The organism is Arthrobacter sp. CP30, from assembly GCF_053470025.1.
On the sequence record NZ_JBQEMM010000002.1, the window covers coordinates 378,948 to 400,082 of the forward strand.

Annotated in this window: 22 protein-coding genes; 7 read left to right on the forward strand and 15 right to left on the reverse strand. The window is 70.9% G+C overall.

Annotated features, from left to right (window positions below):
- The first annotated feature begins 72 nt into the window (after positions 1 to 72).
- Positions 73 to 372 (forward strand): type II toxin-antitoxin system VapB family antitoxin, encoded by a 300-nt coding sequence (locus ACTIMO_RS05140; RefSeq protein WP_055765330.1) that lies wholly within the window; start codon positions 73 to 75, stop codon positions 370 to 372.
- Positions 365 to 1,042: a LytR C-terminal domain-containing protein gene (locus ACTIMO_RS05145; protein ID WP_448181676.1), complete on the forward strand. Its 678-nt coding sequence runs from the start codon at positions 365 to 367 to the stop codon at positions 1,040 to 1,042. The genes ACTIMO_RS05140 and ACTIMO_RS05145 overlap by 8 nt, the downstream gene beginning before the upstream one ends.
- Positions 1,043 to 1,054: 12 nt before the next feature.
- On the opposite strand, the gene ACTIMO_RS05150 is transcribed toward ACTIMO_RS05145, so the two are convergent.
- The 10 genes from ACTIMO_RS05150 to ACTIMO_RS05195 all read right to left on the reverse strand — a co-directional run bounded on the left by ACTIMO_RS05150 (position 1,055) and on the right by ACTIMO_RS05195 (position 8,420).
- Positions 1,055 to 1,546 (reverse strand): DUF6328 family protein, encoded by a 492-nt coding sequence (locus tag ACTIMO_RS05150; RefSeq protein ID WP_422391158.1) that lies wholly within the window; start codon positions 1,544 to 1,546, stop codon positions 1,055 to 1,057.
- Between the two features lie 30 nt (positions 1,547 to 1,576).
- Positions 1,577 to 2,398 carry a hydroxymethylpyrimidine/phosphomethylpyrimidine kinase gene (locus ACTIMO_RS05155; protein WP_448181677.1) on the reverse strand — a complete coding sequence of 274 codons (822 nt, stop codon included), beginning with the start codon at positions 2,396 to 2,398 and terminating at the stop codon, positions 1,577 to 1,579.
- A 4-nt stretch (positions 2,399 to 2,402) separates the two neighbouring features.
- Positions 2,403 to 3,353 carry a TIGR01777 family oxidoreductase gene (locus ACTIMO_RS05160; protein ID WP_448181678.1) on the reverse strand — a complete coding sequence of 317 codons (951 nt, stop codon included), beginning with the start codon at positions 3,351 to 3,353 and terminating at the stop codon, positions 2,403 to 2,405.
- The gene (locus ACTIMO_RS05165; RefSeq protein WP_448181679.1) at positions 3,350 to 3,853 is read right to left on the reverse strand and encodes a hypothetical protein; all 504 of its coding nucleotides are present in this window, start codon (positions 3,851 to 3,853) and stop codon (positions 3,350 to 3,352) included. Before ACTIMO_RS05165 ends, ACTIMO_RS05160 begins: the two co-directional genes overlap by 4 nt.
- On the reverse strand, positions 3,850 to 4,515 hold the full coding sequence (locus ACTIMO_RS05170; RefSeq protein ID WP_448181680.1) for a TetR family transcriptional regulator: 666 nt from the start codon (positions 4,513 to 4,515) through the stop codon (positions 3,850 to 3,852). The genes ACTIMO_RS05165 and ACTIMO_RS05170 overlap by 4 nt, the downstream gene beginning before the upstream one ends.
- A gap of 112 nt (positions 4,516 to 4,627) precedes the next feature.
- Positions 4,628 to 5,893: a tRNA guanosine(34) transglycosylase Tgt gene (gene tgt, locus ACTIMO_RS05175; RefSeq protein WP_448181681.1), complete on the reverse strand. Its 1,266-nt coding sequence runs from the start codon at positions 5,891 to 5,893 to the stop codon at positions 4,628 to 4,630.
- Between the two features lie 49 nt (positions 5,894 to 5,942).
- Entirely contained in the window at positions 5,943 to 6,812 is an 870-nt protein-coding gene (locus tag ACTIMO_RS05180; protein ID WP_448181682.1) for a DUF6707 family protein, read from the reverse strand.
- A 105-nt stretch (positions 6,813 to 6,917) separates the two neighbouring features.
- A complete protein-coding gene (locus tag ACTIMO_RS05185; RefSeq protein WP_055765306.1) occupies positions 6,918 to 7,457 on the reverse strand; it encodes an NUDIX hydrolase family protein in 540 nt (179 codons plus the stop codon).
- A gap of 106 nt (positions 7,458 to 7,563) precedes the next feature.
- Positions 7,564 to 8,277: a VOC family protein gene (locus ACTIMO_RS05190; RefSeq protein WP_448181683.1), complete on the reverse strand. Its 714-nt coding sequence runs from the start codon at positions 8,275 to 8,277 to the stop codon at positions 7,564 to 7,566.
- Entirely contained in the window at positions 8,277 to 8,420 is a 144-nt protein-coding gene (locus tag ACTIMO_RS05195) for a ribbon-helix-helix domain-containing protein (RefSeq protein WP_448181684.1), read from the reverse strand. The genes ACTIMO_RS05190 and ACTIMO_RS05195 overlap by 1 nt, the downstream gene beginning before the upstream one ends.
- Before the next feature lie 56 nt (positions 8,421 to 8,476).
- Here ACTIMO_RS05195 and ACTIMO_RS05200 point away from each other — a divergent pair, with 56 nt between their 5' ends.
- Complete coding sequence (locus ACTIMO_RS05200) at positions 8,477 to 9,079, forward strand: YdeI/OmpD-associated family protein (RefSeq protein WP_422391164.1); 603 nt, start codon at positions 8,477 to 8,479, stop codon at positions 9,077 to 9,079.
- A gap of 174 nt (positions 9,080 to 9,253) precedes the next feature.
- Here ACTIMO_RS05200 and ACTIMO_RS05205 read toward each other — a convergent pair whose 3' ends face one another.
- Together ACTIMO_RS05205 and ACTIMO_RS05210 are read right to left on the reverse strand one after the other, a co-directional pair.
- Positions 9,254 to 10,486 carry a saccharopine dehydrogenase family protein gene (locus tag ACTIMO_RS05205; protein ID WP_448181685.1) on the reverse strand — a complete coding sequence of 411 codons (1,233 nt, stop codon included), beginning with the start codon at positions 10,484 to 10,486 and terminating at the stop codon, positions 9,254 to 9,256.
- Between the two features lie 39 nt (positions 10,487 to 10,525).
- Positions 10,526 to 11,569, reverse strand: a complete 1,044-nt coding sequence (locus ACTIMO_RS05210) for a glycoside hydrolase family 76 protein (RefSeq protein WP_448181686.1) — start codon at positions 11,567 to 11,569, stop codon at positions 10,526 to 10,528.
- A 143-nt stretch (positions 11,570 to 11,712) separates the two neighbouring features.
- On the opposite strand from ACTIMO_RS05210, the gene ACTIMO_RS05215 reads away from it, so the two are divergent.
- From ACTIMO_RS05215 to ACTIMO_RS05230, 4 genes are all read left to right on the forward strand, one after another.
- Entirely contained in the window at positions 11,713 to 12,498 is a 786-nt protein-coding gene (locus ACTIMO_RS05215; protein ID WP_422391167.1) for an SDR family NAD(P)-dependent oxidoreductase, read from the forward strand.
- Positions 12,499 to 12,544: 46 nt separating this feature from the next.
- Positions 12,545 to 13,708 (forward strand): acyl-CoA dehydrogenase family protein, encoded by a 1,164-nt coding sequence (locus tag ACTIMO_RS05220; protein ID WP_448181687.1) that lies wholly within the window; start codon positions 12,545 to 12,547, stop codon positions 13,706 to 13,708.
- Positions 13,709 to 13,908: 200 nt separating this feature from the next.
- Positions 13,909 to 16,725, forward strand: coding sequence for a phosphoenolpyruvate carboxylase (gene ppc, locus ACTIMO_RS05225; protein ID WP_448181703.1), 2,817 nt, complete (start codon positions 13,909 to 13,911; stop codon positions 16,723 to 16,725).
- Positions 16,726 to 16,961: 236 nt separating this feature from the next.
- Entirely contained in the window at positions 16,962 to 17,900 is a 939-nt protein-coding gene (locus ACTIMO_RS05230) for an NADP-dependent oxidoreductase (protein ID WP_448181688.1), read from the forward strand.
- A gap of 172 nt (positions 17,901 to 18,072) precedes the next feature.
- On the opposite strand, the gene ACTIMO_RS05235 is transcribed toward ACTIMO_RS05230, so the two are convergent.
- Genes ACTIMO_RS05235 through ACTIMO_RS05245 form a run of 3 tightly spaced genes read right to left on the reverse strand, consistent with a single transcriptional unit; the run spans position 18,073 to position 21,114 of the window.
- Positions 18,073 to 19,545, reverse strand: coding sequence for a hypothetical protein (locus ACTIMO_RS05235; RefSeq protein WP_448181689.1), 1,473 nt, complete (start codon positions 19,543 to 19,545; stop codon positions 18,073 to 18,075).
- Positions 19,508 to 20,143: a DedA family protein gene (locus tag ACTIMO_RS05240; protein ID WP_448181690.1), complete on the reverse strand. Its 636-nt coding sequence runs from the start codon at positions 20,141 to 20,143 to the stop codon at positions 19,508 to 19,510. The genes ACTIMO_RS05235 and ACTIMO_RS05240 overlap by 38 nt, the downstream gene beginning before the upstream one ends.
- 59 nt (positions 20,144 to 20,202) lie before the next feature.
- Positions 20,203 to 21,114: a pseudouridine synthase gene (locus tag ACTIMO_RS05245; RefSeq protein ID WP_422391986.1), complete on the reverse strand. Its 912-nt coding sequence runs from the start codon at positions 21,112 to 21,114 to the stop codon at positions 20,203 to 20,205.
- Between the last annotated feature and the right edge of the window lie 21 nt (positions 21,115 to 21,135).

The following is a 21,135-nucleotide window of genomic DNA, read 5'->3' on the forward strand; positions in this document are numbered from 1 at the left end:
CTTTGGGCCACGAGATGCCTGCTTCCGGGCGGCCGCGTTCCATTGCCCCGCGCAATTACCTAGGCTGTAGCAGTGATCTTCAAAGCAGTCAGTGACGGCCGGCCGTACCCCGACCACGGACACGTGACCCCCAAGGACTGGGCCGAGGTGCCCCCGCGGCAGGTCCGGCTCGACGAACTCGTGACCACCAAGACGACGCTCGACCTCGAGGCGCTGCTGGCCGAGGACTCGACCTTCTTCGGCGACCTGTTCCCCCATGTGGTGCAGTGGAACGAGACCATGTACCTGGAGGACGGCTTACACCGCGCCGTGCGGACCGCGCTGCACCAGCGGACCATCCTGCACGCGAGGGTCCTCGTCCTCAATGACTGAGGAGGACTCGCCGCGCCGTCAGCGGGCGCAGGCGAAGCGGGATCCCACCGAGTGGCACGGGCACAGGATCGTCACGGAGACGGATCTCGGCGCGGTGTTCCAGGAGGACGACGCCGCCCGTCGACGTCGTGCCTCGATGCGGCGCATCCGCCACGGAGTGGTGCTGGTCGTCCTGATCGGCCTGCTCGCCGCCGCCGTGTACGTGGCGCTCGGGATCGCCCGGGGTGACATCAGCGTCGGTACGGCCGAGGCCTCCCCCGAACCGACGTCCACCTGCCCGGCCGGGCCGTTCGACTACCAGGACCCGAGCGCGATCACCGTCAACGTCTTCAACAGCACCACGATCGACGGCCTGGCGACGACGGCGGCCGACCAGCTGCGCGGGCGCGCCTTCGCGGTGCGGGACATCGGCAACAGGCAGGTCGGATCCACCGGGATGACGGCGATCATCGTCTCGGGCGAGGGCGGACGAGCCAACGCATTCACCGTGCAGCGGACGATCCCCGATTCGCTCTATGTGGCTGACGAGCGCGAGGACCGGACGGTGGACGTGATCGTCGGGTCCTCCTATACGGGCATCGTGCCCCCGGAGGGCGTCGACATCACCCCCGCGGCGCTCAGGTGCGCCGGTGGGGACGAGACGCCCGCCCCGACTCCCGCCGCTCCCTAGCAGGCGTGGGCGTCAGGCCCGCCGTCGCAGGGCTGCGCGCCGGACACCGAGGGGATACACGACCCAGAGGACCAGCACGACGGCGAGCACGGACGCGCCGACGGTCAGCCCCGCCGCACGGTTCACCACCAGGTCGAAGACCAGCCACGCCGTACCGGCGAGCACCAGCCCCACGAGGGCGATCGTCGTCCGAATGAGGGCCGCGGTGCGGCGGACGAGCGTCGCCTTCACCCGGAGGCCGAAGAGGACGCGGTGCAGGTTGACCGAGGTCAGCACGAGTGCCGTGATCAGGGCGGACAGACAGACCAGGCAGAGATACACGGTGACCTGGACGTCATCGAGTTCGGTGAAGCGGCTCTGGAAGGGCAGCGTCAGGAGGAAGCCCGTCAGGATCTGGATGCCGGTCTGCATCACGCGCAGCTCCTGCAGCATCTCCTGCCAGTTGCGGTCCAGGCGCTGGTTGCTGCTCTCGCCCCGGCCGTCGTCCTCCTCCGGGCTCCTCATCCGGGACGCATCCTCCGCGCGGCGGGTCCGTCAGGCCCGCGCGCCGCCCTGCCAGACGGCGTCGAACGGTGCGTTGGACGCCACCCGGTTGCGGATGCCCTTCGTGACGAAGGCCTTAGCCGTCCGCGCGGCGTCGAGCGGAGCCGCGCCCTTGGAGAGCTCCGCAGCGATGGCGGCGGCGAGCGTGCAGCCCGCGCCACTGACGGCGGCCTCGCCGACCTTCGGCTCGGACAGCACCTCGAGGGTCTCGCCGTCGAAGTAGACGTCGACGGCGTCGGGGCCCTCGATGCGCACGCCGCCCTTGGCGAGGACCACCGCGCCGCTCTGCCGGTGGATGATCCGCGCGGCCTCCTTCAGGTCCTCGAGATCGTCGATGGAGATGCCCGAGAGTGATTCGGCCTCGAAGTGGTTCGGTGTGACGAAGGTGGCCAGCGGTAGGATGTTCGCCTTCAGGGCCTGATCCGTGTCCAGCGCGGCGCCGGGCTCCTGGCCCTTGCAGATCAGCACGGGGTCGAGGACCACGTGGTCCCACTCCTGGCTCCCGAGCGCGGTGGCGACGGTGTCGATGGTGGCAGGTGTGCCGAGCATGCCGAGCTTCACGGTCCTGAGCGGGTAGCAGGACTGGATGGCCTCGAGCTGGTCCGCGATGACCTGCTGGTCCACGGGGACGAAGCGGTGCTGCCAGTCCCTCTTCGGGTCGAAGGAGACGATGCAGGTCAGCGCCACGATGCCGTACACACCGAGCTCCTGGAAGGTCTTGAGGTCGGCCTGCGCACCGGCGCCACCGGTCGCCTCGGACCCGGCGATCGTCAGGGTGATGGCGGGGGCAGGGCGGGTCTGGGTATCGGGCATGCCCCTAGTGTGCCCGAACCGGTGCGGGCGCTTCCACCCCGCCGGGGGTGAGGATCTCCTGGAGCGCCGGGCCCAGGGTGGGGTGGTCGAACGTGAACCCGGCGTCGAGGAGTTTGCCCGGGGAGACCCACCGGCTCTTGAGGACCAGCTCGGCCTCGGTGCGGATGATCACGCCGCCGAGTTCGAGGAGCCAGGCCGGCGTCGGCAGGCCGGCCGGGACGTGGAGGCGCTCGCGGACGGCGGCCATCAACCCGGCATTGGTCACCACACCGGGGGCTGCGAGGTTGACGGGACCCTCGAGGGCCGGGGTCGCAGCGATGAGGACGACGGCGCGGTACAGGTCGTCGAGGTGGATCCAGCTGAACTTCTGCGTGCCCGGCCCCATCCGGCCGCCCAGCCCTGCCCGCGCCAGCGTGGAGGGGGGAGTCATGACGCTGCCGGGGCCCAGGATGATCGCGATGCGCAGGGCGACCTTCCGCACGCCGGGCGTGGCGGCGTCGGCGAGGGCCTGCTCCCACGCCCGTGCCACCGCGACGGAGAATCCGGTGCCGAGGTCGCCGTCGTCCTCGGTCTGCGGCCGGTCCATGGCATGCCGGTAGATGGTGCCGGTGCTGGAGTTCATCCACACCCGCGGCGGCGTTCCACCACTCTCCCTGCACAGGGCGAGGGCACGCCCGAGCTCCTCGGTGGTGTCGACCCGGGAGGAGAAGATCGCGTCCGCGTTCCGCTTGCCGTAGCGGCAGTCGACGCTCCGGCCGGCGAGGTTGACGAGGGCATCGGCTCTGTCGAGCACGCTCGCGAGGGCCGCTGTGTCCCCCCAGACAGCGGACCCGCTGCGGCCGATGGTGCGCACCTCCACCCCGGCCTCGGTGAAGCGCCGGACGAGGTGCGTCCCGATGAAGCCGGACGCACCGGCGATGACGACCGTCTGCAGGGTGTTCGGGACGATGGTCATCGCGTGCGGACCAGCCTCCCGACACTGGCACGGGCCAGGGCGCCCGCACCTCCGATGACGAGCGCCGTGGGGAGACCGTCCCCGAGGGCCGTCGACGGGGACAGCAGGGCGGCGACCACGAAGGCGGCCACCGCGAAGACGGCGAAGAAGACGCCGACATGGATCCACTGGTTGCGGACCGGCCGCAGGAGGTATCCGACGACGACACCGAGGGGCAGACCGGTCACCAACCCGATGCCGAGGCCGTACCAGAGGGCGATCACGAAGATGCCGAGGCCGCCGGAACCCCACCGCAGCGCGAAGACCAGGGCGAGGGTGACCACGCCGACCAGGAAACCGACCACCACGGCGCCGACCCCGAAGGTCACGTGGTGCCGGGAGGGCGTCCGTTCGTCGTCGGCCAGGGCGAATGCGTCCGCCAGGGTGCCTTCGTCGTCGTCCGCCGCGCTGCCACGGCCCGTGCCGTCGTCCGGTTCGCCGGGGCCACGTGGCGGGATCACTGCCGTGTCCCGCGGATGAGCTGGACGATGTCCTCGACGATCTTGCGGACCACGGGCAGCCGGGACAGGATCACCAGCTTCGACATGAGCGGTGCGGCCTGGTCGATGAGGCGGCGGGTCCGGGCCTGGCCCGGCGAGGAGTCGTACACCCAGAAGAGCGTGACCCCCATGGAGGCGTACCAGAGCAGTTCGGGGAGGTCGTCCCGGATGGCGAGCGGTGGCTGCGGACGGGACATCAGCACTGCCTGCCGGAAGAGGGAGATGGCGCGGGCCCGGGCCACGGCTGATTCGCTGCCGAACGGGCTCGTGGTCGCGGATGGCTTGATGGCGATGCCGATGAAGTTCGAGCCGAAGTCGTGGTACGGGCCCATGACGTCGATCCCCGTGTTCAGCACGATCTTCAGGAGTTCGCCGAGATTCTGGCCCTCACGCAGGAGCGGCAGTGCGCGGGTGCGGTGCTCCTCCTGCAGGCTGCGGTACAGCTCGTGCACGAGGTCGTCCTTGGAGGCGAAGTAGTAGTAGGCGCTGCCCGTGGAGACGCTCGCGGCGGTGGCGATGGCTCGCATGGTCGTCTTCTCGTAGCCGATCTCGCGGAACAGCCGCAGTGCGGTGGCCACCAGCAGCTCCCTGGTGGCTTCGCTCTTGGCCGTCGACGTCGGCATCGGACTCCTTCTTGAACGTGTTCAATTCGAAGTGTACGCCTTTTTTGAACACGTTCAATGGATGGCCTGCGCCCGGTCTCCCGACGAAGGGTCCGCCTCCGGCGCCCGGCGATCAGGCGTAGTAGCGGCCGAGCACCTCTGCCTTCAGTTCGTAGAACGTGCCCTCCTCGAGGGCCGCGCGGGCGTCGTCCACCATCCGCACCACGAAGCGCTCGTTGTGGATGGAGATCAGCGTCGCCGAGACCATCTCCTTCGCCTTGAACAGGTGGTGGATGTAGGCGCGCGTGTAGTGCGTGCAGGTGTAGCAGTCGCAGCCCTCCACCAGCGGCGTGAAGTCCCGCTTGAACCGGGCGTTGGAGAGGTTCCACCGGCCGTCCGGCGTGTAGAACGCCGAGTTGCGGGCCACCCGGGTGGGGGAGACGCAGTCGAAGGTGTCCGCCCCGTTCTCGATCCCGGTGAAGAGGTCGTCCGGTTCGGAGATGCCGAGCAGGTGGCGCGGCCTGTCCTCGGGGAGCTCGTCGCTGCACCAGCCGAGAATGGTCCCGAGGTTCTCCTTCTCCAGGGCACCGCCGATGCCGTAGCCGTCGAAGCCCATGGCCCCGAGATCCGCCGAGGCCTTCCGCCGCAGGTCCTCGTACTGGGCCCCCTGGATGACGCCGAACAGTGCCTGGTACGGACGATGGCTGCGCTCCGCGGTGAGCCGCTGGTGCTCGACGATGCACCGCTCGGCCCACAGGCGGGTGCGTTCGAGCGATTCCTCCTGGTAGCCGCGCGAGTTCATGAGGGTGGTCAGCTCGTCGAAGGCGAACATGATGTCCGCGCCCAGCCGGTGCTGCACCTGCATGGAGATCTCCGGTGTGAAGCGGTGCCGGTCGCCGTTGAGGTGGGACTTGAACCAGACGCCGTCGTCGTCGATGTGGGCGAGACGCTCCTTGCCGACGGCCACGCGGTCGTCCGCCCCCGCCGCCTCGGCGTCCACCGGCACATCCATGGTGATGACCTTCTTAAACCCGGAACCGAGGCTCATGACCTGGAACCCGCCCGAGTCGGTGAACGTGGGGCCGGGCCAGTTCATGAAGGCACCGAGCCCGCCGGCCTCGTCGAGGATGTCTGCCCCGGGCTGCAGGTAGAGGTGATAGGCGTTGGCGAGGAGTGCCTGGGCGCCGAGCTCGGCCATGGCTCCGGGCAGGACGGCCTTGACCGAGGCCTTGGTGCCCACGGGGATGAAGGCCGGTGTGCGGATCTCGCCGTGCGGCGTGGTGATGGTCCCGGTGCGCCCGTGCCGCGGTCCCGGTCCGCCCGCTCCCGGTGTGGTCTCCTCGATCCGGTGGTGGACGGCGAAGGAGAACGAGGACTGCTGGGACTGTGGATGCACCATCCCATTTTGCCAGCCCGACGACGAACGCCCGGACGTGATGCGGGGCCGCCTACCTGCCGGTCAGCCGGCCGTCCAGGGCGGTGACGGCTGCGAGCTCGGCGGCGATACGCCGTTCCAGGACGTCCCGGCTCAGCGTCTCCGATCCGCCGTGTGCCCGCAGGTACAGCAGCACGCCGATGCGCAGGACCCGCCAGTCCCGCTCGACGTCGGTCCGGCCCGCGGCCGACGCGCGGAGGATCTCCGGATCGTAGACGTTGGGCTCGTTGAGCTGCCGCTGCCGGTACATGGCGGCGGTCTTGGCACGGAGCGGGTCCGTCTCGGCGTCGTCGGCCGCGCGAAGGGCGGCGGAGTACCGGGCGGAGCGGGCGTCGTCGTGGCGCGTGAGGTACGCGGCGATCGCCAGGCCGCCCTCGATCCACTTCCACCGGCCGAAGTTGCCGTCGAACGGCAGTCCGGCGAGGAGGTCCGCGACGGAGAGGGCGGACGCCGTGTCCCCCTCGTCCACGAGGAGGGTGAGCGCGAACTGGTGCAGGTCCTGCAGGTTGCTGCCGGACTTCAGGTTGATGCCGCGGGCCAGCCTCGCGGCGACACCCTGCAGGGTGTCGCTGTCCGGGTGCGCCTGCGCGATCTGCGCCACGAGTTCCTCGGGAGAGCCGTGGTCCGCGGCGACGGCGGAGACGCCGAGCTCGGAGTCGACGGGTACGAGGTAGGCCATGGAGCCGGTGGCGATCCTGACCTGCCGACTGTCGGCCAGCGTCGCGACCACGAGGGCGGGTACGCCGAAATCGTCGTTCACGACGGCGATTCCCGTCACCTCCGCCGTCGCGTCGCCGTCGGGCAGTGCGAGGACGTCACCCGCCACCACGACTTCCGCCGGAACCGCGCGCAACCCGGTCCTGTCCATCCTGTTCACCATCATGTGCGTCCTGCCACCCTCTGCCAATAGCCCCCGGACGATCCTCTGCTCCCCAGCGCCCGTCTCACGATACGGGAACCGGGCGTCCGGTCCGGAGCCCCGTCGCGGCTAGCGGCCCCATCCGGCATGCGCGAGCGCCTGGCGGAGCAGATCTGCTCGACCGCCCGAGAACTCGGCCTGGATGGAGGGGCTGAGGGCCTCGGCGGGTGTCAGCCAGGAGAGCTCGAGCGCATCCTGGCGGGGGTTGCACTCGCCGGTGACGGGGATGAGGTAGGCGAGGGCGACGGCGTGCTGGCGGTCATCGGTCAGTCCCGTCTCCGAGGGCGAGGGGAAGTACTCGGCGATCGTGAATGGCAGCGGCGACGGCGCCAGCTGCGGAAGGGCCATCGGGCCGAGGTCCTTCTCGAGGTGCCGCAGCAGGGCAGCGCGGATGGTCTCCCGGTACATGACCCGGCCGGAGACGAAGGTCCGCACCATCTCGCCCTGCTCATTGGCCTGCAGGAGCAGTCCCACCTCGTTGACGTATCCGAGCGTGTCGCACCGCACGGGGATCGCTTCGACGTAGACCATCGGCAGGCGGCGGCGAGCCTCGTAGAGATCATCCTCGGAGAGCCAGCCCGGATTGGGGTCAGGGGTGCGTACGTTCATACCCCAGTTCTAGCGCAGACCCCGGCCCCGGTGGAGACGGCGCGCGGTTCTTCGGCCCGTGGCTGAATCCGGCGCAGCGACGGGCAGGGTGCGGGCAGGGTGCGGATCAGGGCGCCGTGGGGTTCTCGATGTCACGCTGCGCCTCATGGACGACGACCTCTGCGCCCCACGGTGCGGCCGTACGGAGCGAGCGTCCGTGGCTCTCCTCCACCACGTCGTGGTCGAAACCGGCGCCGGACACGCGGGGGACGAGGTCCCGGACGTCACCCTCGTAGTCGAAGGCCAGTCCGCAGCCGGCGGCGGGCCCGGTGATAGCGGCGACGAGGCCCCCGTTCTTCGCCCGGAAGGCGTGCAGGGTGCCGGCAGGTGATCCGATGCGCGGCTTAGCGCCGAGATCCGCGAGGACGCGCGCTGCGGCGGCGTCGTCGGGGGTGTACCAGAGCGCGAGGACAGCGAGGGGTGACGCCGGGGCCCCGGTGTCCCGCGGTCCGGCGTGGGCCAGGAAGCTCAGGCCGTCGGGCGCCGTGATGCGGGCCGCCGGCCCGTGGCCCTCCGCGGTGAGTTCGACGGCGGTGCCCGCCTCGGCGGTCCGGCGAGCGAACTCGTGCACGTCACCGACCTCGAACGCGAGCGCCGTCGTGCCGTGCTCCTCGCTTCCCGGGGTGCACGCGTGCAGCGCGACCCTGCCGCTCCCGGCATCGAACACGGCGCAGGAGTCGTCCGGCTCGCGGTCCCGGGCGGGAGTGAGCCCGAGTGCCGTGAGGAAGCGGGTTCCCCGGGCGAGGTCCGCTGTGTACACGAGGGGCCGGACGCGGAGCATCAGTTCTCCTCCAGGTAGGCACGGAGCGCCTGCTCGACGAACGCCGAGAGGCTGAGGGCCTCATCGATGCTGCGGTGCTTGACCTCGCGGACGAGGTCCGGGGGGAGGTAGACGTTGAACTGCACTTTCGCCGGGTTGGGCATGCCCGGATACTAGCAAACTAGTATGATGACGGCTGCCTCCGGCGTACGGTTGACGCATGAAGCCCGAGCCCCCCGAACTCCTGCTGCCGGACGCTGCCGCCTGGCGACGGTGGCTGGAGGACAACCACCGGACCTCGCCCGGCGTGTGGCTCATCGAGCACAAGAAGGGCGGCACGACGACCCTGCTCACCTACGCACAGGCTCTGGACGAGGCCCTGTGCTTCGGCTGGATCGACGGCCAGGCCCGGTCCCGGGACGAGGGCAGCTACTTCCAGCGCTTCACCCCGCGCGGGCCGCGCAGCATCTGGTCGATCCGCAACCGCACCTACGTGGACCGACTCAGGAGTGAGGGCCGGATGCGCGAGGCGGGGGAGCAGGCGGTGGCCGCAGCACAGGCGGACGGCAGATGGGACAGGGCCTACGCGGGCCCGGCGACGGCGGAGGTCCCCGCCGAACTCGCGGCGGCGATCGACGCTGACCCTGCCGCGCTCGCGATGTTCGGCACGCTGTCCTCCCAGAACCGGTACGCCATGATCTTCCGGATCTCCCAGCTGAAGACGCAGGCGGCGAGGGAGCGGAACATCGCGAAGTTCGTCGCGATGCTCGCGCGCGGCGAGACGATCTATCCCCAGAGCGGCCGGACGCGCGGCGGCGGGTAGGCCTGTGGTCAGCGTAGCCAGCCGGGTCCGGTCGCATCAGCTCCCCAGGCCGCGGTTCTCAGGAGAGGGACGGACCCGTGACGCCGGCGGTGCTGGCTCGGGACCGGCATGACGGCGTGGCCGTCCCCGTTCCGTCGGTTCCCACGGGCGCCGTGCAGGGCGACCCCCGTCGGGTCAGTCCAGGGCTGTGACCTCGTAGGTGTGCCCGGCTGCCCTCAGCCGTTCCACCAGGACGGTCCCGAGGGCGGACGCCGGGGTCAGGGAACCGGCGGCAACGGGCAGGCTGTCGCCGTCGAGGGCCAGTGAGAGCGCCGTCTCGCCGGCCATCACCGCGGTGGCGGCATATCCCGGGTCGCCGGGGCCCGAGGCGGTGGCCTGGTAACGCCGGCCACTCTCCGTGGCCGCGGTCACCTGGGAGCGGAACCAGCCCGCCTGCCGCGCAGCCACACCCGGTCCGGATCCGGGCGCCGGAAGGACCCGGTCGAGGATCTTCCGCGTGGGTGGGAGGGCGAGCGCGGCACCGAACGCCCGCAGGCCGAGCGCCGTCGCCCCGGCCATCACCGCGCCCCTCACTCCGCGCCCCGTCCCCATGACCTCGCCGTAGCGCAGGGACCGACCGTACGCCCAGTCCTGCAGCGCGTTGCTGCGGCGCACGATCCGCGTGTTCGCGGATGCCATGACGAAGGGCGCCGTCCGCCGCCCGTCCGCCGCCCGGCCGACCCAGCCCAGGTCCCGCGGCTGCCGGGTCGAAGGCTCGGCGGACCGGTCCGGGCTGAGGGAGTAGGGGTCCGCCGCCAGCGACCGCTGCACGGGGTCCGACCGCATGCCGTCCAGCTGTCCGCGCATCGAGTCGACCGTGCCCCCGCTGAAGCCGCCCTTGGCGGTCGCGACGAGCTGCACCTCGGTCAGGCCGCCCGCGCCGTCCGCCTCGGCAGCCTGATGCAGGAGGAGTACCGCGAGATCGGAGGGGACGGAATCGTACCCGCAGGCATGGACGATCCGCGCGCCGGTCGTTCTCGCGCGCTCGTCGTACCGGTCGATGGCCTCGCGGACGAAGGACACCTCTCCCGTGAGGTCCCCGTAGTGGGTGCCGGCGTGGGCGCAGGCCTCGACGACCGGCAGCCCGTACTTCGCATAGGGGCCCACCGTGGTGAAGAGGACGCGGGTCCCCTCGGCCAGCGCCGCGAGCGAGTCGGGGTGCTCCGTATCGGCCTCGATGAGGGACCAGTCGTGCGCGGCAGCGGGCAGCCTCGACCGCACGGCCTCGAGTTTCTCCCTCGACCTGCCGGCCAGTCCCACCCGCAGGTCCGCCGGGGCGTGGTCGGCGAGGTAGCCGGCGATCAGTTCGCCGACGAAGCCGGTAGCACCGAAGAGGACGAGGTCATGGGCGCGCGCTGAGGTCTCCATCCCTGCAGTCTTGCACCGCCGGGGCCGGGACGCAGCCGGTCAGTCCCCGGCGGTTCCGGTGGACCCGGCCTTGGACCGAGCCTCGAGCACCATCCACGCCTGCAGCTGGGACGACAGGCTGACCGGGCCGTCCTGCACCGGCGGGAGGACGAGCGTCCCCCCTGCGTTCCGCCGGCCGTCCCACAGGTGGTGCGCCGTCGCGTCGAGCAGCCGCCGGGCCGTCGCCGAGGCGGCGGGGCCGATGCCGGCGACCGCCGCCCCGGCGAGGTACCGGGCGAGGATGCCGGTGAACAGGCCGGCATCGCCGCCCGCGGCCAGCGGCAGCACGCCGTCGTCGTCGGCGACCCCTCGCGCGATGGCGCCGACGAGATCGGCGGCGGCGGAGAGGTTGTCCGCCCCTCCGACCTCGACCAGCGCGCCGAGCACCGTGCCCTGGTTGTAGGTGTGGAGGCCCCGGTCCACACGCCCGTCGGCCTTGATCCCGTCCAGGAAGAGCCCACTGTCCTCGTCGAACAGGCGGTCGCGGAGCCAGTCGAGCAGGTCCTGCGCCCGCGCGGTCTCTCCGGCGCGGGCGAAGAACACCGCCGCGGGCGCGGTGCTGGGCGTGTTCTTGTAGTCCCGCGTGGTGTTCCAGTAGACCCCGCCGCCGAGCTCGGCGGTGTGGGCCGAGCGCAGTGCGGCGCCGAGGATCCGCACCCGGCGCCGTGGCCGGCGTCGCCCCTCGACGGCGTCGAGGCGCTGGAGAGCGAGCGCCAGCCATGCCATGTCGTCGTAGTAGGAGTTCCGCCAGCGGCCGCCGTTGCGGAGCCAGATGCCGCGCGCCAGCTTGCGAGCCTCGGGCAGCGCGCCGGTCCCGTCGCCTGCGCCGCCGCCTTCGCCCGCGCCGGAGGTTCGGAGGTGCTCGTCGAGGAGGCAGTCCAGGAAGTGGGCCTGCCACCAGTAGTGCCAGTGGCTGCGGGCGCTCGTCGGCGGCGGGAAGGCGATGGATCCGAGCCGGGTACCGGGGACGTGCAGGCTGCGCCGCGCGAAGAGCTGCCGCACGCCGGCCGCGGTGATCGAAGCTGCGTCGTCGGGGATGGGCATGTGACCACCCTAGCCACGTCGGCGTCACCCGGCATTGGGCAGGATGCGCAATGGATTCCCTGCCGGGTGCGCAGTGGGCCACGTCACAGTACGCTGGGCGCGAGGACGGACCAACGGCGGTCCACCCGGGCGGAAGGGTCGGCATGGACATCAGGGGATCGGTGGCACTCGTCACCGGAGGTGCGTCGGGACTCGGCCTCGCCACCGCCCGGCGGCTGGTCGACGACGGCGCCTCGGTGGTCCTCGTGGACCTCCCGCAGTCCGCCGGAGCCGACGCAGCGCGTACCCTCGACCCCTCGGGCGAGCGGGTCAGGTTCATCCCCGCAGATGTCGCCGACGCCGCTCAGGTGCAGGCGGCCGTCGACGTCGCCGTGGACCTCGGCCCGCTGCGCATCGTGGTCAACTGCGCGGGAATCGCGACGCCGGGCAAGGTCCTCGGGCGCGACGGCGTCCTGCCGCTCGAGCAGTTCACCCGCGTCATCACCGTCAACCTCGTGGGCACCTTCAACGTCATCCGGCTCGCCGCGGATGCCATGGCCCGGACGGCGACGGTCACCGGTGCCGGCGGCTCCGACGAGCGAGGGGTCATCATCAACACCGCGTCGGTCGCCGCCTTCGACGGGCAGATCGGCCAGCCCGCCTACGCCGCGTCGAAGGGCGGGGTCGCAGCCATGACGCTCCCGATCGCGCGTGAACTCGCGCGGTCGCTCATCCGCGTGGTCACCATCGCCCCCGGCATCTTCGAGACGCCCATGATGGCGGGCCTGCCCCAGGAGGCCCAGGATTCATTGGGCGCCCAGGTGCCGCACCCGTCCCGTCTCGGCAAGCCCGTCGAGTACGCGGCGCTTGCAGCACACATCATCGAGAACCAGATGCTCAACGGCGAGACGATCCGCCTCGACGGTGCCATCCGCATGGCGCCGAAGTAGCCGCACCAGGTCCTCCCGGTCTCAGCTCGATTGAAAGGACGGCTCGATGGAGAGCCAGCTTCCCACCGCCGATTTCCTCGGTTTCGAATCCCTCCTCGCCGGTCACGAGCGCGAGAAGCTCCAGGACGTCCGTGACTTCCTGGTCAAGGAGGTGGCTCCGCGATGCGCCGAATGGTGGAACAGGGCCGAGTTCCCGCACGAGATCCTGCCGAAGCTCGCGGGCCTGAACCTCAGCACACCGGTGCAGCAGGGCTACAGCCATCTGTTCAGTGGGCTCGTGATCGCCGAGATGACGCGGGCCGACACCTCGATCGCCACATTCTTCATGGTGCACCACGATCTCTTCGTCGAAGCCCTGCACATGTTCGGCAGCGAGGAGCAGAAGGCCCGGCTGCTGCAGGACGCGATGGACCTGAGGATCACCGGCGCGTTCGCCCTGACGGAACCCCTGCACGGGTCCGACGTCGCCGGCGGCATGGCCACCACGGCCACCCGCGACGGCGACTCCTGGATCCTCAACGGCGCCAAGCGGTGGATCGGCAACGGCACGTTCTGCGACTACATGCTGCTCTGGGCCCGGGACACGGAGACCGGGGGAGTGCGCGGTTTCATCCTCGACGCCACGCTGCCCGGCGTCACCCGCACCACGATCGCCAACAAGACCGCCCTGCGCACCGTCCAGAACGCCGACATCACCCTCACCGACGTGCGCGTCGGCGAGTCCGACCGCTTCGCCGGCATCGAGACCTTCAACGACACCCGGCAGCTCCTGCTCGGCTCCCGCATCCTCGTCGGCTGGCAGGCCGTGGGCCAGCAACTGGCCGCGTTCGACGTCGCCCGGCAGTACGCCGTGGAGCGCCACCAGTTCGGCAGGCCGATCGCGGGCTTCCAGCTCGTCCAGGACCAGCTCGTCACCATGATGGGCAACACGACCGCCTGCCTCGGTGTCATGGCGCGCATCGCCCAGCTGCAGGAGCAGGGCGCATCGGACATGCCCCAGGCCGCCTTCGCCAAGTCCTTCACGACGGCGCGCATGCGGGAGACCGTGGCCCTCGGGCGAGGGATCCTCGGCGGGAACGGGATCGTGACGGACTACGGGATGGCGAAGATCTTCGCGGATGCCGAGGCCGTCTACACCTACGAGGGCTCCTACGAGATCAACAGCCTGATCGTCGGGCGGGCGCTGACCGGCATCTCGGCCTTCGCCTGACGTAGCCGGGCCCGTCAGCGGACCCCGTGCACGAAGCGGCGGCAGGGCGGCCCGGGGGTCACATGACGGACGCGGTGAGGCGCACGCCACATGACTGGGTAGTATCCCAACAGCAATCCGTCGTATCCAGTGCCGCATACGCCTCGTTTTCCGTGCCCTGAAAGCAGGCTGTCGTGACAGTGCCCCTCGAAGTGTCCTCCGTGCGTGCCACCGCTCCGTCCGGTGCGTCCGACGGCGACATCAGCCACGATCTCCGTGCCGACGTGCGCCGGGTCAGTACCCTGCTCGGCGAATCGCTCGTCCGGCAGCACGGCCAGGAGCTGCTCGATCTCGTGGAGCGCGTCCGGCTGCTCACCAAGCAGTCGAAGGAATCGGGCACCGTGGGCGACGCCGGGGAGCGGGCCGCGCTCGCCGGGCAGGTACGCGACCTCCTCGCGGCCCTGCCGATCGACCGGGCAACAGAGCTGGTGCGCGCCTTCGCCGCCTACTTCCACCTCGCCAACGCGGCCGAGCAGGTGCACCGTGTACGGGGACTCCGCACGCGGTCGGAGGAAGACGGGTGGCTGGCGCAGACGGTCTCGCGCATCGCCTCCGACGCCGGCCCGGAAGCGCTCGCCGCCGTCGTGCAGGAACTGGATGTCCGCCCCGTCTTCACGGCACACCCCACCGAGGCCTCGCGCCGCTCCGTGCTCGACAAGCTCCGGCGCCTCTCCGACGTCCTCGCGGAGACCGGTGCGGAGGGATCGCAGCAGCGCCGGCGGCAGGACCGGCGGCTCGCCGAGGTGATCGACCTGATCTGGCAGACCGACGAGCTGCGGCAGGTGCGGCCCACGCCCATCGACGAGGCGCGCAACGCCATGTACTACCTGGGGGACATCCTCACGACCTCCATGCCCGAACTGCTCGAGGACCTCTCTGACCTCCTGGCGCAGCACGGGGTCACCCTGCCGGCCGCTGGGGCGCCGCTGCGATTCGGCTCGTGGATCGGTGGGGACCGCGACGGCAATCCGAACGTCACGGCCGCGGTGACCCGCGAGATCCTCCAGATCCAGAACCAGCAGGCCGTCCGTATCTCCATCCATTTCATCGACCGGCTCATCTCGTCGCTGTCCTCGTCCACGGCGATCGTCGGGGCGTCCGGGGAACTGACCGCGTCGATCGGGCGCGACCTCGCGAACCTCCCGCGGCTCGACAAGCGCGTCCTGGAACTGAACGCGCAGGAGCCCTACCGGCTGAAGCTCACCTGCGTGAAGGCGAAGCTGCTCAACACCGCGGCCCGGGTGCAGAACCAGACGGCGCACGAACCGGGGCGCGACTACCTCGACGCCGCGCAGATCGTTGCGGACCTCGCGCTCGTGGGGGACTCGCTGCGGCAGCACGCAGCGGGCCTCGCGGCCGACGGCGCCCTCGCGACAGCGTCGCGCGTCATCTCCTCGGTGGGTCTCCACCTCGCCACACTCGACGTCCGTGAGCACGCCGACATGCATCACGACGTCGTCGCGCAGCTGACCGACCGGCTGGGCGAACTGGACGTGCCCTATCTGGAGCTCGACCGCGAGGGCCGCCTCCAGGCACTGTCCCGTGAACTCGCCTCCCGGCGCCCGCTCGCGACGGTCAACCCACCGCTCGACGACGGCGCACGCCGTACCTTCGACGTCTTCCGTGAGATCGCCTCGGCCCTGCGCACCTATGGCCCCGACGTCATCGAGACCTACATCGTGTCCATGACCCGTGGGGCGGACGACGTCCTGGCGCCCGTGGTGCTCGCACGCGAGGCAGGACTGGTCGACGTCGTCGGGGACGGATCCGGCGGACCGGACTCGGGCGCGTTCGCGAAGATCGGCTTCGCGCCGCTGCTGGAGACCGTGGACGAGCTGCGCGTCTCCGCCGAGATCGTGGACACCCTGCTGTCCGATCCGACCTACCGCGAGGTGGTCCGCCTGCGGGGTGACCTGCAGGAGGTCATGCTCGGGTACTCCGATTCCAACAAGGAGTCCGGGGTGCTGACCAGCCTCTGGGAGATCCACAAGACGCAGCGGCGCCTGCGCGACGTCGCAGCCAAGCACGGCGTCCGCCTCCGGCTCTTCCACGGGCGAGGCGGATCGGTGGGCCGCGGGGGCGGTCCCACGTACGACGCCATCCTCGCGCAGCCGAACGGCGTCCTCGAGGGGGAGATCAAGTTCACCGAGCAGGGCGAGGTCATCAGCGACAAGTACTCGCTGCCGGCACTGGCCCGCGAGAACCTCGAACTCTCCCTCGCCGCCGTGATGCAGGGCTCGGCGCTGCACCGGACACCACGCACGTCCGAGGATGATCGCGGGCGCTGGGCGGAGGTCATGGAGACCGTGTCGGATGCCGCGTTCTCGCGGTACCGCTCGCTGATCGACCATCAGGACCTGCCCGCCTACTTCCTCGCCTCGACGCCGGTGGAGCAACTGGGTTCGCTGAACATCGGCTCTCGTCCGTCGAAGCGCCCCGATTCGGGCAGCGGCCTCGGCGGCCTCCGCGCCATCCCGTGGGTATTCGGCTGGACGCAGTCCCGGCAGATCGTCCCGGGCTGGTTCGGCGTCGGGTCCGGGCTGCGTGCCGCCCGCGAGGCGGGCCACGAGGGCCTGCTGTCCGAGATGCTGGAGCGCTGGCACTTCTTCCGCACCGTGGTCTCCAACGTCGAGATGACCCTCGCGAAGACCGACCTGGAGATCGCCGCGCACTACGTGGAGGCGCTGGTCCCGGCGGAACTCCAGCACCTCTTCGGCGTGATCCGGGCGGAGTACGAGCTGACGCTCGCCGAGATCCGGCACCTCACGGGGGAGCAGGAGCTCCTCGACGACCAGCCGGTGCTCAAGCGGTCCCTCGCCGTGCGGGACCAGTACCTCGACCCGATTTCCTACCTCCAGGTCGAGCTGCTGCGCCGCGTGCGGGCGGAGGCCGACGGCGGACAGCCCGATGGTCGGCTCCAGCGGGCCATGCTCATCACCATCAACGGTGTGGCCGCGGGGATGCGCAACACGGGCTGACCCGGCTCGGCGGGGTTCTGCCGGTGGGTGGGCGTCCTGCGTACCCGGCTCGTGCCCCTCTGCCGGCGCCTACGCGCCCGGTGCGGGCCCCTCTATCGGTGCCTCCGCGTCCCTGGTTCCTCCCGTGCCCGTCGACCGGCACAGCGTGCTCGACGGAATAGCGGCCGGGAGTGGTCGGTTGCCGCCTTCGGAACCCGAACACCGCCGGCAGCGACCGGACGAGCAGGAGGAGCACCATGAAGGCAGTCTTTTACGAGAAGTACGGCGATCCCGACGTCCTGCAGTACGGCGAGCAGCCGGACCCGAAGGTGGGGCCGGACTCGGTGCTCGTCGACGTGCGGGCCTCATCCGTGAACCCCGTGGACTGGAAGATCACCGCCGGGTATCTGGATGCGGCCCTGCCCACCTCCTTCCCCGTGATCCCGGGCTGGGACGTGGCCGGCGTCGTGGTGCAGCCCGGACCGTCCGTCACCGAGTTCGAGGCCGGTGACGAGGTGATCGGGTACGTCCGCATCGACACCGTGGGGCTCGGCACCTTCGCCGAGCAGGTCGCCGCTCCGGTGCGGACGCTCGCCCGCAAACCGCGGAACATCTCCTGGGCGGAGGCGGCGACCATGCCGCTGGCCGGGCTCACCGCCTATCAGTCGCTGCAGGCCGTCGGTGTCGGTGAGGGTGAGACCGTCCTGGTGCACAACGGAGCCGGTGGCGTGGGGACCTATGCCATCCAGATCGCGACGGCGTGGGGCGCCCGGGTGCTGGCCACCGCGTCCGAGAAGAACCACGAGTTCCTGCGTTCCCTGGGTGCGGAGCCGTTGACCTACGGGGAAGGGCTCGCGGAGCGCCTCGCCGAGGCAGCGCCGGAAGGGCTCGACGCCGTCGTCGACTTCGTGGGCGGCGAGGACTGGGTCGCTTCCCTGGAGCACCTGAAGTCCCCGGAGCGGATCGCCTCCGTCGCCGACGCCGAGGTCAAGGACCGGGGCGGGCGCTACATCTTCGTCCGCCCGAACCCGGCGGATCTCCTCGCCCTGACGGAACTCGTCGAGGCGGGCAGCGTCACGCCGGTGCTCGCGGAGAGCTTCCCGCTGGAGCGGGCCGCCGATGCCTTCCGCAGCAGCATGGACGGCCACATCCGCGGCAAGATCGCCGTCACCGTCGGTGAGCAGGGCCAGGGGTAGGCGCACCGGCATCCCGAGGCAGCCGGTCGAGGCGTCGCACCCGTCGGGGCGGCGCCTCAGGTGTGCCGGGATCGCCTGTCCCTCGCAGGGCGCGAGCTCGTGGGACTGGTCGGACGCGGCCGGTCACAGCACCCCGGCGTGGGGGTGCTCAACAAGCGGGAGGGCTCGCGTCCTAGGAGCGTGAGTCCTCGTAGTCGTCGTCGCCCAGCAGGTCGATCGGGTCGCGGAGGGCGTCCTCCTCGGCCCGCAACCAGCGTCGGTAGGCGTGATCGACGCGGTGCCGGCGGGAACCGGCGGTGATGAGGAGCAGGAAGATCGCGAGGGCCGCGGCGAGTGCCACGGCCAGCGAGGGCGGCTCAGCCAGTGCCCGCTCGACGGCGATCCACAGCAGACCCCATGACGTGGCCGCGGCGACCGACAGCCGGCCGCGATCGGTGGAGCAGATGACGGCCGCCGTCAGGAGGATCGCGGCGATACCGACGATCGCCCAGGTGGTGCCCTGCCACTCGAAGAGGTCGAAGCGTCCGGCGGTGAAGAACGCCGCTGCATTCGCTCCGGCCGCCAGCAGCACCCAGCCGAGATACAGGCCGATCGGCGCATCCACGAGCGCTCCCTCCACCCGTGTCTGGGTGGGATGGGAGTTCAGGGTGCGCACGGCTGCCAGGAGCGTGAAGAACAGCAGCATGATGACGACGAGGCTCACCGTGAGCCCGCCGGCCTGGGCACTCAGGATCCATGCGAGGTTCAGCAGCATCGAGGCCGCAACGGTCCAGCCGAGACGCCGTTGGCGTCCGGTGCGCCGCTGCGACGGGAACCACTGGAACACCGTGTAGGCCACGAGCCCCGCGTAGATCACGCTCCAGATCGAGAAGGCCGACGACGACGGCGCCAGGAGCGTCGCGTCGGGGGAGAACAGGCCTCCTGCCGCATCCCTGATCGACGGGCCGCCGAAGGCGCCGACCCCGGCCGCCGAACCCAGGATGCAGGCGATCGCGCAGAGCGTCACGGCTGCCTGCCGGACGACGTCGGCGTCCCAGGCGCCGATGTGCCGGATCGTCGCTGTGCTGCCGCGACCGATGGCCTTGCCGGCCGTGGCGCTGCCCTGGCTGATCGCCTTACCGGTAGCGACACCGCTGCGACCGATCGTCCGTCCGGTCACCCCTGCGGCACGGCGGGCCCTCACCGCCGCGGTCCGTGCCGCCTCTGCCGCGACCCGCCGCCGTTCGCCGGCGGCCGTGGAGGGCGTGCCGTCCGTGGCGCTCGTGTCCGCCGGGATCCGCGCCTTCCCCTTGTCGGCCTTGTCGTCCTTGTCGGCGCCGTCGGCAGTGGCAGCGGTGCGGTCCGTCCTGGCAAAGCCGGCGTCCGTGGCGGCAACGGAGGCGGTGCCGGAGCCGGAGCGCGTGGACTCCGGGGTTCCTGCGCCGGTGGTCGCCGATGTGCCCTTCGCAGGATCGGAGCCGGCGGACCGTGGAGCCGCGGAATCGTCGCTCGTCGCGGGAACAACCCGGGGCTGCGCTGCCTTGAGCCGTTCGAGGACGCTCGCGGTGTCCGAGGGCAGCTCGGGCGCGGGGCTCTCCTGCACGATCCTCGGCGGCCCCGCCGGCTTCTCAGGGAGCGTCGGACCCGGGTTTCTCGGGGTGCTCATGCGTCGTTTTGGCCTTCCGGTGTTTCTTCAGGGCGAGGATTGCCGCCGTGATGGCTCCCACCAGCGTACCGACCGCCATTCCGAGCAGGGCGCTCACCCCTGCGGGCAGGCCCGTGGACGCTCCTGCCACGAACCCCAGGCCTACGAGCCATGCCGTCCACAGCACGCTGCCGCCGGCGGCAGCGAGCATGAAGGGGCGCAGGGGCAGCTCGGCGATCCCGGCGACCGCCACGCTGGCCGTGCGGCCGCCCGGGAGGAACCGGACCGCGACGACGGCCGCGTACGTGGGGGAGCTGCCGGCCTTCTCGATGACGTTGCGCAGCCCGCGGTGGATGGATCGTCCCCAGCGGAACCGGTCGAGGAAGTGCGTCAGCCTGCGGCGGAAGAGCAGGAAGAGGGCGACGTCGCCCGCCCAGCTCCCGGCGAAGGCCACGACGACCGCGAACGGGAGGAAGAGCAGGCCGTGCGCCGACATGGTGCCGGCGCCGATGACGAGGAGTTCCGAGGGCACGACGGGGATGATCACGTCCACGACGATCACGGCGAACATGACGAGGAGGTAGAGCGGTGATGGGATGTCCGTGCCGGGCAGGTCCACCCTGTAAATCTACCGCCCAGCACCCCTGTGTGGACCGCCGTCTCGCGCCCGGTCCGTGGCTATCGGGCGAACTCGGCGAGGCCCAGTCGTGAGGCATAGGCCCGCTCGGTGCCGTCCACCGGATCGGTGAACGCGATGCTGTGGGCGAGGAGTTGCAGGGGCCGCGCGTAGTCGTCCGGAGCCTGCGGATGCAGCACGGGGTAGAACGGGTCGTTGATGATCCCCAGCCCGAGAGAGGCCATGTGCAGCCGGAGCTGGTGCGTCTTGCCCGTGTGCGGCTGTAGGCGGTACAGCCCGCGCCCCGCCCGCTCGTCCAGGAGGCTGACGGTCGTGTGCGTGTTCGCGGGTCCCTCCACCTCCTGCGCCAGGAGGTAGGTGCGCGACTTCACGATCCTGCTCCGGACGTCCAGCGGGGCCGTGTCCAGGCCCAGCTCCGGGCGGACGGGCGCGACGGCCCGGTATTCCTTGCTGATGCGCCGGTTCTCGAACAGCAACTGGTAGGCGCCCCGCGTCGCGGGGTCGACGGCGAACATCAGGACGCCCGCCGTCATCCTGTCCAGGCGGTGCATGGGGATCAGGTCCGGCAGGCCGAGCTCCACCCGGAGGCGGACCAGGGCCGATTCCGCCACGTACATGCCGCCCGGAGTGGTCGGCAGGAAGTGTGGTTTGTCGACGACGAGCAGCCGCTCGTCCTGGTGGAGGATCGACAGCTCGACCGGGAGCCGTTCCTCGACGGGCAGTTCGCGGTAGTACCAGACGAAGGTGTGCTCGCCGAGCGGGGTGGTGCGCGTCAGCACCTCGCCTCCGAGCGCCACGACCTCGCCGCGGTCGAAGCGCTCGCCGATGCCGTCGGGGTCGACGTGGTCGAAGCGGTCGAGGATGTAGTCGAGGGCCGTCTCCCACGGGCCCTCCGCCGGGAGCCGCAGCCGCGTGGCATTGACGCCGTTGCGCACGGGCAGGGGAGAGCGCATCGCCATCAGGGCGTGACCTGC

Bases quoted from the DNA above. Each gene is read 5' to 3' on its own strand.
- ACTIMO_RS05145 (WP_448181676.1), top strand. From the start codon at position 365: ATGACTGAGGAGGACTCGCCGCGCCGTCAGCGGGCGCAGGCGAAGCGG.
- ACTIMO_RS05150 (WP_422391158.1), bottom strand. From the start codon at position 1,546: ATGAGGAGCCCGGAGGAGGACGACGGCCGGGGCGAGAGCAGCAACCAG.
- ACTIMO_RS05155 (WP_448181677.1), bottom strand. From the start codon at position 2,398: ATGCCCGATACCCAGACCCGCCCTGCCCCCGCCATCACCCTGACGATC.
- ACTIMO_RS05160 (WP_448181678.1), bottom strand. From the start codon at position 3,353: ATGACCATCGTCCCGAACACCCTGCAGACGGTCGTCATCGCCGGTGCG.
- ACTIMO_RS05170 (WP_448181680.1), bottom strand. From the start codon at position 4,515: ATGCCGACGTCGACGGCCAAGAGCGAAGCCACCAGGGAGCTGCTGGTG.
- tgt (WP_448181681.1), bottom strand. From the start codon at position 5,893: ATGGTGCATCCACAGTCCCAGCAGTCCTCGTTCTCCTTCGCCGTCCAC.
- ACTIMO_RS05180 (WP_448181682.1), bottom strand. From the start codon at position 6,812: ATGATGGTGAACAGGATGGACAGGACCGGGTTGCGCGCGGTTCCGGCG.
- ACTIMO_RS05185 (WP_055765306.1), bottom strand. From the start codon at position 7,457: ATGAACGTACGCACCCCTGACCCCAATCCGGGCTGGCTCTCCGAGGAT.
- ACTIMO_RS05190 (WP_448181683.1), bottom strand. From the start codon at position 8,277: ATGCTCCGCGTCCGGCCCCTCGTGTACACAGCGGACCTCGCCCGGGGA.
- ACTIMO_RS05195 (WP_448181684.1), bottom strand. From the start codon at position 8,420: ATGCCCAACCCGGCGAAAGTGCAGTTCAACGTCTACCTCCCCCCGGAC.
- ACTIMO_RS05200 (WP_422391164.1), top strand. From the start codon at position 8,477: ATGAAGCCCGAGCCCCCCGAACTCCTGCTGCCGGACGCTGCCGCCTGG.
- ACTIMO_RS05205 (WP_448181685.1), bottom strand. From the start codon at position 10,486: ATGGAGACCTCAGCGCGCGCCCATGACCTCGTCCTCTTCGGTGCTACC.
- ACTIMO_RS05210 (WP_448181686.1), bottom strand. From the start codon at position 11,569: ATGCCCATCCCCGACGACGCAGCTTCGATCACCGCGGCCGGCGTGCGG.
- ACTIMO_RS05215 (WP_422391167.1), top strand. From the start codon at position 11,713: ATGGACATCAGGGGATCGGTGGCACTCGTCACCGGAGGTGCGTCGGGA.
- ACTIMO_RS05220 (WP_448181687.1), top strand. From the start codon at position 12,545: ATGGAGAGCCAGCTTCCCACCGCCGATTTCCTCGGTTTCGAATCCCTC.
- ACTIMO_RS05230 (WP_448181688.1), top strand. From the start codon at position 16,962: ATGAAGGCAGTCTTTTACGAGAAGTACGGCGATCCCGACGTCCTGCAG.
- ACTIMO_RS05235 (WP_448181689.1), bottom strand. From the start codon at position 19,545: ATGAGCACCCCGAGAAACCCGGGTCCGACGCTCCCTGAGAAGCCGGCG.
- ACTIMO_RS05245 (WP_422391986.1), bottom strand. From the start codon at position 21,114: ATGCGCTCTCCCCTGCCCGTGCGCAACGGCGTCAATGCCACGCGGCTG.